At 66.0% G+C, this 11668-nt stretch carries 13 protein-coding genes and 1 tRNA gene (1 of these 14 cut by a window edge); 2 read left to right on the plus strand and 12 right to left on the minus strand.

The genetic code is table 11. The features are described from left to right. From RTU05_RS05655 to RTU05_RS05710, 12 genes are all read right to left on the minus strand, one after another. Positions 1 to 367, minus strand: a 367-nt coding sequence (locus RTU05_RS05655) for an NADH-quinone oxidoreductase subunit J (RefSeq protein WP_312596471.1), incomplete at its 3' end; no start/stop codon positions are given. Between the two features lie 72 nt (positions 368 to 439). Then, entirely contained in the window at positions 440 to 931 is a 492-nt protein-coding gene (gene nuoI / locus RTU05_RS05660; protein ID WP_017503987.1) for an NADH-quinone oxidoreductase subunit NuoI, read from the minus strand. Between the two features lie 40 nt (positions 932 to 971). Then, the gene (gene nuoH / locus RTU05_RS05665) at positions 972 to 2045 is read right to left on the minus strand and encodes an NADH-quinone oxidoreductase subunit NuoH (RefSeq protein WP_312596472.1); all 1074 of its coding nucleotides are present in this window, start codon (positions 2043 to 2045) and stop codon (positions 972 to 974) included. Between the two features lie 3 nt (positions 2046 to 2048). After that, complete coding sequence (gene nuoG, locus RTU05_RS05670; RefSeq protein ID WP_312596474.1) at positions 2049 to 4094, minus strand: NADH-quinone oxidoreductase subunit NuoG; 2046 nt, start codon at positions 4092 to 4094, stop codon at positions 2049 to 2051. After that, on the minus strand, positions 4094 to 4585 hold the full coding sequence (locus RTU05_RS05675; protein ID WP_312596475.1) for a hypothetical protein: 492 nt from the start codon (positions 4583 to 4585) through the stop codon (positions 4094 to 4096). The genes nuoG and RTU05_RS05675 overlap by 1 nt, the downstream gene beginning before the upstream one ends. A 2-nt stretch (positions 4586 to 4587) precedes the next feature. Continuing rightward, positions 4588 to 5901 carry an NADH-quinone oxidoreductase subunit NuoF gene (gene nuoF, locus RTU05_RS05680; protein ID WP_312596476.1) on the minus strand — a complete coding sequence of 438 codons (1314 nt, stop codon included), beginning with the start codon at positions 5899 to 5901 and terminating at the stop codon, positions 4588 to 4590. Between the two features lie 5 nt (positions 5902 to 5906). After that, positions 5907 to 6170 (minus strand): hypothetical protein, encoded by a 264-nt coding sequence (locus RTU05_RS05685; RefSeq protein WP_292023269.1) that lies wholly within the window; start codon positions 6168 to 6170, stop codon positions 5907 to 5909. Further along, the gene (nuoE, locus tag RTU05_RS05690; protein WP_312596478.1) at positions 6170 to 6847 is read right to left on the minus strand and encodes an NADH-quinone oxidoreductase subunit NuoE; all 678 of its coding nucleotides are present in this window, start codon (positions 6845 to 6847) and stop codon (positions 6170 to 6172) included. The genes RTU05_RS05685 and nuoE overlap by 1 nt, the downstream gene beginning before the upstream one ends. Next, positions 6844 to 8022: an NADH-quinone oxidoreductase subunit D gene (locus RTU05_RS05695; protein ID WP_312596508.1), complete on the minus strand. Its 1179-nt coding sequence runs from the start codon at positions 8020 to 8022 to the stop codon at positions 6844 to 6846. Before RTU05_RS05695 ends, nuoE begins: the two co-directional genes overlap by 4 nt. Positions 8023 to 8108: 86 nt before the next feature. Then, the gene (locus RTU05_RS05700) at positions 8109 to 8738 is read right to left on the minus strand and encodes an NADH-quinone oxidoreductase subunit C (RefSeq protein ID WP_409411595.1); all 630 of its coding nucleotides are present in this window, start codon (positions 8736 to 8738) and stop codon (positions 8109 to 8111) included. Further along, positions 8735 to 9364 carry a NuoB/complex I 20 kDa subunit family protein gene (locus tag RTU05_RS05705; RefSeq protein WP_248116284.1) on the minus strand — a complete coding sequence of 210 codons (630 nt, stop codon included), beginning with the start codon at positions 9362 to 9364 and terminating at the stop codon, positions 8735 to 8737. Before RTU05_RS05705 ends, RTU05_RS05700 begins: the two co-directional genes overlap by 4 nt. Further along, positions 9334 to 9711, minus strand: coding sequence for an NADH-quinone oxidoreductase subunit A (locus tag RTU05_RS05710; protein ID WP_205680889.1), 378 nt, complete (start codon positions 9709 to 9711; stop codon positions 9334 to 9336). Before RTU05_RS05710 ends, RTU05_RS05705 begins: the two co-directional genes overlap by 31 nt. Positions 9712 to 9916: 205 nt before the next feature. On the opposite strand from RTU05_RS05710, the gene RTU05_RS05715 reads away from it, so the two are divergent. Together RTU05_RS05715 and RTU05_RS05720 are read left to right on the plus strand one after the other, a co-directional pair. Then, on the plus strand, positions 9917 to 11548 hold the full coding sequence (locus RTU05_RS05715; protein WP_312596480.1) for an AbgT family transporter: 1632 nt from the start codon (positions 9917 to 9919) through the stop codon (positions 11546 to 11548). A gap of 96 nt (positions 11549 to 11644) precedes the next feature. After that, positions 11645 to 11668 (plus strand) — tRNA-Asp (locus RTU05_RS05720); it runs 153 nt beyond the window's last position.

An 11668-nucleotide genomic window follows, 5' to 3' on the forward strand; every position in this document is an offset into this window, starting at 1 on the left:
CCGGCAGGCCCGCCGCCGCCCCGCCCTGCACCACGGCGACCGACACGACGATCATCTCGGCCAGCAGCACGGCGGCGATGATCGCCCCCAGCGGCAGATAGCGCGCATAGCCCTCGCGTAGCTTCAGGAAGTCCACGTCCAGCATCATGACGACGAACAGGAACAGCACCGCGACCGCGCCCACATAGACAACGACCAGCAGCATCGCCAGGAACTCGGCCCCCAGCAGGACGAACAGACCCGCCGACGAGAAGAAGGCCAGGATCAACCACAGCACGCTGTGCACCGGGTTGCGCGCGGTCACGACCAGAAGGCCGGAAACCGTGGCGACCGCCGCCAGCAGATAGAAGGCTATGCCTTGCAGCATGTCGGGACGAAGCCCCTTTCGTATCGGCCGCGACCCCCTTTCAGGAATCGCCGACCCGTTAGCGTGAGCGCCTTAGCGGTAAGGCGCGTCGAGTTCCAGATTCTTGGCGATCTGCCGTTCCCAGCGGTCGCCGTTATCGAGCAGGCGTTGCTTGTCGTAGAGCAACTCCTCGCGCGTCTCGACGGCGAACTCCGAGTTCGGCCCTTCCACGATGGCGTCCACCGGGCAGGCTTCCTGGCACAGGCCGCAGTAGATGCATTTGACCATGTCGATGTCGTAGCGGGTCGTGCGGCGGCTGCCGTCGGCCCGCGGTTCGGCCTCGATGGTGATGGCCTGGGCCGGGCAGATGGCCTCGCACAGCTTGCAGGCGATGCAGCGTTCCTCGCCGTTCGCATAGCGGCGCAGGGCGTGCTCGCCCCGGAAGCGCGGCGACTGCGGATTGCGCTCGAACGGATAGTTCACGGTCATCTTCGGCCGCGCCATATATTTCAGCGACAGGCCGATGGCGCCGATGACGTCCAGCATCATCGCGCCCTTGGTCGCCTGGACGATACGGGTGAACATCAGCACTTATCCTTGAGAGCAGGCGTCTTCGGCGCGACCATCACGACCCCACCACGAACACGCGCCAGGCCGAGACGATGACGACCGCCACCAGCGAGGTCGGCAGGAAGATCTTCCAGCCCAGACGCATCAGCTGATCGTAGCGATAGCGCGGCACGAAGGCCTTCACCATCGAGATCATGACGAACCAGAAGACGGTCTTGGCCATGAAGGTCAGCAGATAGATCGCATAGGCGATCCAGGCCGGCAGTCCGTCCATCCAGGCTTGCGGCACGCCGGGGTTCCAGCCGCCGAAGAACAGCAGGCTGATCATGGCCGACATGAAGACGATGTTGACGTACTCGCCCATCATAAACAGCAGATACGGTGTCGAGCTGTATTCGACCTGATAACCGGCGACCAGTTCGGACTCGGCCTCGGGCAGGTCGAACGGCGGGCGGTTGGTCTCGGCCAGGGCCGAGATGAAGAAGATGATCGACATGGGGAACAGGATCACGACCAGCGGCCAGGTGTCGGCGCCGCCGCCGAAGCCGTACCAGTTCCAGAACATGCCCTTCTGGCTGTCGACGATGGCCGACAGGTTCATGGTGCCGGCCAGCAGGATCACATTGATGATGATCAGGCCCAGCGAGACCTCATAGGACACCATCTGCGCCGCCGAACGCAGCGAGCCCAGGAACGGATACTTCGAGTTCGAAGCCCAGCCGCCCATGATGATGCCGTAAACGCCCAGCGACGAGACCGCGAAGATGTACAGGATGCCGACGTTCAGGTCCGACACCACCCAGCCGGGGGCGAACGGAATGACCGCCCAGGCCATGAAGGCCAGGATCACCGTGATGATCGGGGCGATGATGAAGACCGCCTTGTCCGCGCCGGCCGGGATCACGACCTCCTTCAGCACGAACTTGATCATGTCCGCGAAGGATTGCAGCAGGCCGAACGGACCGACGACGTTGGGTCCTTTACGCATCTGCACGCCGGCCCACACCTTGCGGTCGGCCAGCAGGAGGAAGGCGACGGCGATCAGCACGCCGACGGTGATCAGCAGGACCTGACCGAGCGTGATCAGCGTCCAGCCCAGCGGGGTGGCCCAGAAGGAAACGGGGTCCATGACTTACTCCGCCGCCAGAGCGACCGGGGCGATCCGCAGGGCGGACAACTCGGCCATCGTCGCGCTGGCGCGCGCGATCGGGTTGGAAAGATAGGGGTCGGTCACGACCGAGCCGAAGGCGCGATCGCCCAGATCGCCCTCGGCGCCCAGCGAGGCCACGTCGAACGCCGCCGGTGCGGGCAGATAGTCGATCCGGCCGAAGGTCGGATGATCGCCCATCAGCTTGGCGCGCAGTTGCTCCAGCGTGTCGTAGGGCAAGGTTTGATCGACCCGTGCGGACAGGGCGCGGATGATGGCCCAGTCTTCCTTGGCCTCGCCCTTGGGGAACACCACCCGTTCGGCCATCTGCACGCGGCCCTCGGTATTGACGTAAAGGCCCGACTTCTCGGTATAGGCCGCGCCCGGCAGGATGACGTCGGCGCCGTGCGCGCCCCGGTCGCCGTGGCTGCCCAGATAGACGCGGAAGGCGTTGGAGCCGGTCGGATCGACCTCGTCGGCGCCCAGCAGGAACAGCACGTCCAGCGCGTCGGGCTTCAGCATCTCGGCGACGGTCAGGCCGCCCTCGGCCGGGACAAAGCCCATGTCCAGACCGGCGACGCGCGACGCGGCATGGTGCAGGACGTTGAAGCCGTTCCAGCCGTCCGCGACGGCGCCGACCTTTTTCGCCAGGGCACCCAGGGCGTTCAGGACGGCCGGACCGCCCTCCCCGCCCAACGCGCCGGCGCCGACGATGATCGCCGGCCGCTCGGCCTTGGTCAGGAAATCCATCGCCGACTTCGGCAGCTTGGCCAGGGTCTGCGTGCCTGCGCCCAGATAGGCGTAGTCGAACGTCAGGTCGGCCTGTTCGCCGATGACGCCGATCTCGACATCGCCCTTCAGCCAGGTCTTGCGTAGGCGGGCATTCAGCAGCGGCGCCTCGACGCGGGGATTGGCCCCGACGATCAGGATGGCGTCAGCCTTTTCAATGCCTTCCAGGCCGGAGTTGAACAGCCAGCCCTCGCGCGGGCCATGGCCCAGGGCGGCGCCGTCCTGGCGGCAGTCGGTGTTGTTCGAGCCCAAAGCGCGGAACAGGTCCAGCGACGCCTTCATCGATTCGGCGTCCTGCAGGTCGCCGGCGATCACGCCGATGCGGTCGGCAGTTGCGGCCTTCAGCTTGGCGGCCACGGCGTCCAGCGCCTCGTTCCACGATGCGGCGCGCAAGCGTCCGTTCTCGCGGATCCACGGACGGTCCAGACGACGCGCGGTCAGGCCGTCGACGACATAGCGGCTCTTGTCCGACAACCACTCTTCGTTGACGCCCTCGTTCACGCGCGGCAGCACACGCATGACCTCGGACCCGCGATAGTCGGCGCGGATGTTGGAGCCCAGGGCGTCCATGACGTCGATGGTCTCGGTCTTCTTCAGTTCCCACGGACGGTAATGGTACTGCCAAGGCCGGTGCGTCAGGGCGCCGACCGGGCACAGGTCGTTGACGTTGCCCGACAGTTCCGAGGCGACCGACTTCTCCAGATAGGTCGTGATCTCGGCGTCCTCGCCGCGCGAGATCATGCCGATGTCCGGCACCCCGGCGACCTCGGTGATGAAGCGGACGCAGCGCGTGCATTGGATGCAGCGCGTCATGAAGGTCTTGATGGTCGGACCCATCGCCTTTTCTTCGACCGCGCGCTTGTTCTCCGAATAGCGCGAACCGTCGCGGCCATAGCCGACCGACTGGTCCTGCAGGTCGCATTCGCCGCCCTGGTCGCAGATCGGGCAGTCCAGCGGGTGGTTGATGAGCAGGAACTCCATCACCCCTTCGCGGGCCTTCTTGACCATCGGCGTGTCGGTGAAGATTTCCTGGCCGTCGGCGGCCGGAAGCGCGCACGAGGCCTGGGGCTTGGGCGGTCCAGGCTTCACCTCGACCAGGCACATGCGGCAATTGCCGGCGATGGACAGGCGTTCGTGGTAGCAGAAGCGCGGGATTTCCTGCCCCGCGCGTTCGGCGACCTGGAGCACGGTCATGCCGGGCTCGAACTCGGTTTCGACGCCGTTGACCTTGGCGACTGGCATCAGCGGGCCTCTTCTTCAGCGGGAACGGCCAGATCGGCGCGTTCCGTCGTCCCATCCGGGAGCGTCTGTGTGATGGTGATCGTATCGCCGTCCATGACGTAGCGGATCACCGGATCGCCCGACTGGTTCATCCAGCGAACGAGCGTTGCATCGGGCAGATCGAGCGGCTTCCACACGATCAGATCGTTTTCGACGCGGCATTCGGCGCGCATCCGGCCGCCATCGACCGGCGCCCGCCACGAGGCGCGCACCACCCCGTCCTGCACCCCGTCGAGGGTGATGGCCGACGGCGTCTGGCCGTGAATCTGGGCCAGGCCCGCACGGCACACGCGGCGCAGTTCGCCGGGGGTCAGAACCTTGGGCGCGGTCTGCACGGCGTCCGACGTCCTGACCTCGGCCGAGACCTTTTCCGCAGGCGTGGGCGCAGCGTCACGCTCGCCGCAAGCGGCGAGAGCGAAGGCTCCGATCACGATGGCGGGCGAAAGGCGCATCCCTACTCCGCGGCGATGGCGTGGCCGGCGAAGCTCGCGCGGCGGCTGCGGTAGTTGGCGATCCGGTCCTCGATCTCGTGACGGAAGTGACGGATCAGGCCCTGCACCGGCCAGGCGGCGGCGTCGCCCAGGGCGCAGATGGTGTGGCCCTCGACCTGGCCCGCGACATCCAGCAGCAGGTCGATTTCCGACGGATCGGCCTCGCCCACCGCCATCCGCTCCAGCACCCGCCACATCCAGCCGGTGCCCTCGCGGCAAGGCGTGCACTGGCCGCAGCTCTCATGTTTGAAGAAGTAGCTGATGCGGGCGATGGCCTTCACGATGTCGGTCGACTCGTCCATCACGGTCACGCCGGCGGTGCCCAGCGACGAGCGCATCTCGCGCATGGAATCGAAGTCCATCAGGACCGTCTCGGCCTGTTCGCGGGTGATGACCGGGCAGGACGCGCCGCCGGGGATGATAGCCTTCAGATTGCCCCAGCCGCCGCGAACGCCGCCGCCGTGATCCTCGATCAGCTGACGCAGCGGGATCGACATCGCCTCTTCGACCACGCAGGGCGTGTTCACATGGCCCGATAGGGACATCAGCTTGGTGCCGGTGTTGTTCGGACGACCGAAGCCGGCGAACCAGTCGGCGCCGCGACGCAGGATGGTGCCCACGACCGCGATGGACTCGACATTGTTCACCGTGGTCGGGCAGCCGTACAGACCCGCGCCCGCCGGGAACGGCGGCTTCAGGCGCGGCTGGCCCTTCTTGCCTTCCAGCGATTCCAGCAGGGCCGTCTCTTCGCCGCAGATATAGGCCCCTGCCCCGTGGTGGATATAGACGTGGAAGTCCCAGCCATGGACGTTGTCGTCGCCGATCAGCTTGGCCTCGTAGGCCTGCTTGACGGCGGCCTCCATCCGCTCGCGCTCCAGCACATATTCGCCGCGCAGATAGATGTAGCAGGCGTGGGCCTGCATCGCGAAGCTGGCGATCAGCGCGCCTTCGATCAGCAGGTGCGGATCATGACGCATGATCTCGCGGTCCTTGCAGGTCGCGGGCTCGGACTCATCGGCGTTGATCACCAGATAGTGAGGGCGATCCTTCACTTCCTTGGGCATGAACGACCACTTCAGGCCGGTCGAGAATCCGGCGCCGCCCCGGCCGCGCAGGCCCGAGGCCTTGACGTTGTTGATGATCCAGTCGCGGCCAAGGTCCAGCATGTCCTTGGTGGCGTTCCACGCCCCGCGCTGCTTCGCCCCCTCTACGCCCCAGTCATGGAAGCCGTACAGGTTGGTGAAGATCCGGTCCTTGTCTTCGAGAATGCCGACCATGGCCCTCAGAGTCCTTCCGCCAGACGGCGCTTGTGGTGGCGGGTGCGCATCCAGATGGCGGCGATGACCATCGCCCAGCCGGCCGCCAGCATGAAGTAGGAGACGTTGACCGCCCACGGCCCGACCACGCCCTGGCGCGAGATCAGGATCAGCATAGCGGCGCCGACGACCATCGCCAGGCCGCCCGCCCGCAACGGACGACCCACGCCCCGCAGTTCCTTGCGATAGGCCGCGCGGCCCTCGTCGGTGTTCAGATCGGGCGGCGACATCAGGCCGGGGCCTTATCGACCGGGGCCGGGTCGCTGTTCGGCAGCTTCTTGATCGGTTTGGCGGCCGAGCCGTCATACAGTTTGGCGTCCAGCAGGGTCTTGGCCCCGCCGACCGGCGCCGCATTGGTGCGCCCGATGTAGGAACCCCGCTCCGGCGTCTTGCCGGCGGCGAAGTCGTCGATGATCTGGCCGATGGTCTCGGGCGTCAGGTCTTCGAAATAGTAGTCGTTGATCTGGGCCATCGGCGCGTTCGAACAGGCGCCCAGGCATTCGACTTCCTGCCAGGTGAAGCGGCCGTCGGCGGACAGATGATCCTTGGGACCGATCTTCTCCTTGCAGACGCGCATCAGTTCATTGGCGCCGCGCAGCATGCACGGCGTGGTGCCGCACACCTGGATCAGCGCGGTCTTGCCGACCGGCTCCAGCATGAACATGGTGTAGAAGGTTGCGACCTCCAGCACCCGGATATAGGCCATGCCCAGCAGCTCGGCGATGGCGCGGATGGCGGGTTCGGACACCCAGCCTTCCTGCTTCTGCACCAACCACAGAACCGGGATCACCGCCGACTGACGACGGCTTTCCGGGTATTTCCTGATCCACCATTCGGCCTTGGCCATGGTGTCGTCCGTAAAGGCGAAAGAGGCGGGTTGTTCCTTGGCGAGACGACGAACGCTCATCGGTCCACTTCTCCGAAAACGATGTCGAGCGAGCCCAGGATGGCGGACACGTCGGCCAGCTGGTGGCCGCGGTTCATCCAGTCCATCGCCTGCAGCGAGCGGAAGCCCGGCGCCGAGATCTTCACGCGATAGGGTTTGTTGGTTCCGTCGGACACCAGATAGATGCCGAACTCGCCCTTGGGCGCCTCGACCGAGGCATAGACCTCGCCCTCAGGCGTCGAGAAGCCTTCGGTGTAGAGCTTGAAGTGGTGGATCAGCGATTCCATCGAGCGCTTCATCTCGCCGCGACGCGGAGGCACGATCTTGTTGTTCTCGACCATCACCGGCTGGCCGGGGCAGTTCCGCAGCTTATGGATGCACTGCTCCATGATCCGCACCGACTGCTTCATCTCTTCGATGCGCACCAGATAGCGGTCCCAGCAGTCGCCGTTCTTGCCGACCACGACGTCGAACTCCAGCTCGGCGTAGCACTCGTAGGGCTGCGACTTACGCAGGTCCCAGGCGATGTCCGATCCGCGCAGCATGACGCCGGTGAAGCCCCAGGCCAGCGCCTGTTCCTTCGACACCACGCCGATGTCGACGTTGCGCTGCTTGAAGATGCGGTTTTCGGTGACGAGGCTTTCGATGTCCTTCAGCGCCGGCGGGAACTCGTGGCACCAGCGGCCGATGTCGTCGATCAGGTCCATCGGCAGGTCCTGATGGACGCCGCCCGGACGGAAGTAGTTGGCGTGCAGCCGGGCGCCGCAGGCGCGCTCGTAGAACACCATCAGCTTCTCGCGCTCCTCGAAGCCCCAGAGCGGCGGCGTCAGGGCGCCCACGTCCATGGCCTGGGTCGTCACGTTCAGCATGTGCGACAGGATGCGGCCGATTTCCGAATACAGGACGCGGATCAGCTGCGCCCGATACGGAACCTCGATGCCCAGCAGCTTCTCGATGGCCAGGCAGAAGGCGTGCTCCTGGTTCATCGGCGAGACGTAGTCCAGCCGGTCCAGATAGGGCACGTTCTGCAGATAGGTGCGCGCCTCCATCAGCTTTTCGGTGCCGCGGTGCAGCAGGCCGATGTGCGGATCGACGCGCTCGACGATCTCCCCGTCCAGCTCCAGCACCAGGCGCAGCACGCCGTGCGCGGCCGGGTGTTGCGGGCCGAAGTTGATGGTGAACTTGCGATCTTCCATCTCGCGCGCATGGGCGGTGCGGGTGTCCAGGTCGTCCTCGAACACATCCACGCCCAGCGGCGCCACGGTGGGGTTTCCGTCAGCCATTACGCCTGGCCTCCCGCCTTTTCGTCGCCCGGCAGGACCGGCGCGGGGTATTCGGCGCCTTCCCACGGCGACAGGAAGTCGAACGTGCGGAACTCCTGCGTCAGCTTGACAGGCTCATAGACCACGCGGCGCTGTTCCTCGTCGTAACGGACCTCGACATAGCCCGTCATGGGGAAGTCCTTGCGGAGCGGATGCCCCTCGAAACCATAGTCCGTCAGCAGGCGGCGCAGATCCGGGTGGCCCGAGAACAGCATGCCGTACATGTCGTAGGCTTCCCGCTCGAACCAGTTGGCGGCCGGATAGACGGCGATGATCGACGGCACGGGCTGCACCTCGTCGGTCGACACCTTGACGCGCAGGCGCGCGTTCCGGGTCAGCGACATCAGGTGATAGACCACCTCGAACCGTTCCTTGCGATCGGGGTAGTCCACGCCGCAAAGGTCGAGCAGTTGCTGGAACCCGAACTGATCGCGCAGGGCGGTCATCACCTCGACGATCCGCTCGCGCGGCGCCACCAGCGTCAGTTCGCCAAAGGCCACCTGGGCCTCGACACCCAAAGCCCCAACCATTTCTGCGCCCAGCGGCGTCAGAACGGCCTCGTGCTGGGCCTGAACAGCCAAAGAGGTCATCGGTCGATGGTCCCCGTGCGACGAATCTTCTTCTGCAGTTGCAGCAGGCCGTACAGCAGCGCCTCGGCCGTGGGCGGGCAGCCCGGCACATAGACGTCCACCGGCACCACGCGGTCGCAACCGCGCACGACGCTGTAGCTGTAGTGGTAGTAGCCGCCCCCGTTGGCGCAGCTGCCCATCGACACGACATAGCGCGGATCGGGCATCTGGTCGTAGACCTTGCGGATGGCGGGGGCCATCTTGTTGGTCAGGGTGCCGGCGACGATCATCAGGTCCGACTGGCGCGGGCTGGCGCGCGGCGCCATGCCGAAGCGCTCGACGTCGAAACGCGGCATCGACATCTGGATCATCTCGACGGCGCAGCAGGCCAGGCCGAAGGTCATCCACATCAAGGACCCGGTGCGGGCCCAGTTGATCACGTCGTCGGCGGCGGCCACCAGATAGCCGCGCTCGCCCAACTCCATGTTCACGGCCTCGAAGAACTTGTCGTGGACCTTGGGGTCATAGCCCTCGACGGTCGAACGCGCGGCGGCTCCGGCTGGAACCAGCGGCGCGCCCGATGCGGACACCAGGCCGGCGGGCTTGGAAGCGGCGACTACTCCCATTCCAGGGCTCCCTTCTTCCATTCGTAGATGAAGCCGATGGTCAGCACGCCCAGGAAGACCATCATCGACCAGAAGGCGAACACCATTCCGGCGTGCGACAGGTCGAACATCGACACCGCCCACGGGAACAGGAAGGCTACTTCCAGGTCGAAGATGATGAACAGGATCGACACCAGATAGAAGCGGATGTCGAACTTCATGCGCGCATCGTCGAAGGCGTTGAAGCCGCACTCATAGGCCGACAGTTTTTCGCTGTCCGGGCTCTTCGGCGCCAGCAGCAGCGGCAGCGCGATGAACAGGATGCCAATGAAGGCCGCGACGCCGGCGAACACCAGCACGGGCAGATATTCTAGAAGAAATGCGTTCATTCGAAGAACCTCGTCCGCCGGGGAGAGGCGGGATTCGGCGCTTCTTAGACCCAACAACGTCGCCGTTCAAACCCCTGCGGACATTGGCTTTTCATTGAGAATGGATCGCAAGTTTGCGCGCCATATGTCGCAGGCCCGGCGCTTGCGCGTCCCGCGTGGTCAAAGCCCTATGGCGACCTCCTTTACGTAACCGAAAGTCATCCGAATGAGCGTCGCCAGCCGCGCCCTGAACGCCGTCGAACGGATCGGCAATCGCCTGCCCGATCCGGTCTTCCTGTTCCTGTGGCTGATCGGCGGGTTGATCGTGCTGAGCCTGATCGGGGCGGGCCTGGGGTGGTCGGCGGTCAATCCCGTCACCGGCGACCGGCTGGCGGCGCAGAGCCTGCTGTCGGGCGAGAATCTGGAGCGGCTGATCATCGGCATGCCGCGCACCCTGGCCGACTTCCCGCCGCTGGGGATCGTCATCACCATCATATACGGGGCTTCGGTCGCCGAGCGGACGGGCCTGTTCGCCACCGCCATTCGCGGCGCCCTGCTGAATGCGCCGCGCGCGATACTGACGCCGGTCGTGGTGATCACCGGCATGGTGTCCCACCATGCGTCGGACGCCTCCTATGTCGTGGTCATTCCTCTGGCGGCGGTGATCTTCGCCGCAGCGGGGCGTCATCCTCTGGCGGGGCTGGCCGCGGGCTTCGCCGCCGTGTCGGGCGGATACGCCGGCAATCTGTTTCCAGGGGCCAGCGACGCCTTGATTCTGGGCATCACCGAGCCGGCCGCCCGGCTGATCGACCCGTCCTATTCGGTCAACATCGCCGGCAACTGGTTCTTCATCGTCGGCGTCGTCTTCGTCTTCACCCCCATCGTCTGGTTCCTGACCGACCGGGTCATCGAGCCGCGCCTTGGGGTGTGGAAGCCGGCCGAGGGCGTCGCCGCCCCCGCCGCCGACGAGAAACAGCCCCTGACCGCCGCCGAGAAGCGCGGCCTGGCCTTCGCCGGCCTGGCGGTGCTGGGCATGATCGCGCTGTGGGCGCTGATCACCTTCCTGCCCGGCTCGCCCTTCGTGGACCCCGACGCCGATCCGGAACAGCGGTTCAATCCGCTTTACCGCTCGCTGGTCGCCTTCTTCGCCGTCACCTTCTTCGTGGCGGGCGGGGCTTATGGCGCGGGATCGGGTGCGATCCAGTCGCACCGCGATCTGGTGGCCATGATGCGCGACGGCATCGCCCAGCTGGCGCCCTATATCGTGCTGGCCTTCTTCGCCGCCCATTTCGTGGCCATGTTCAACTGGTCGGGCCTGGGCCCGATCCTGGCGGTCCATGCGGCGGCGGGCCTGAAGAGCATCGCCCTGCCCGCCCCGCTCCTGCTGATCTGCGTGGTCTTCGTCTCCTGCTTCTTCGACCTGTTCATCGGATCGGCCTCGGCCAAGTGGTCGGCCCTGGCGCCCATCGTGGTGCCGATGTTCATGCTTCTGGGCATCTCGCCCGAGATGACGACCGCCGCCTATCGCATGGGCGATTCGGTCACCAACATCGCCACGCCGCTGATGAGCTATTTCCCGCTGATCCTGACCTTCGCCCAGCGGTGGGACCCGCGATTCGGCCTGGGGTCGCTGATGGCCACCATGCTGCCCTACGCCGGGGCCTTCCTGATCGCGGGACTTTGCATGGTGGCGGCCTGGGTCGCCTTGGACCTGCCGCTGGGGCCTGGCGTCGGCGTCCATTACGAGCCGCCCGCCCCCGCCGTCGCCGCACAGGAGCCTGCGGCCGGCGGCCTGGCCGGTCCGCACAGTCCGCCACAGGCGGCCGTCGTCGCCCCGTCCACAGCCCCGTCGCGCTGACCGGCGTCTTTCTCCGAAAAGGTCGCTTGACGCGCTGGGTCGGGCCGCCTAAACGACGCCCCTCGCCGGGGCGCACAGCCGCTTCGGCCGGGAAACGCGGGTGTAGCTCAGTTGGTTAGA

This window comes from Brevundimonas sp., assembly GCF_032017145.1.
Taxonomy (GTDB): Bacteria; Pseudomonadota; Alphaproteobacteria; order Caulobacterales; family Caulobacteraceae; genus Brevundimonas.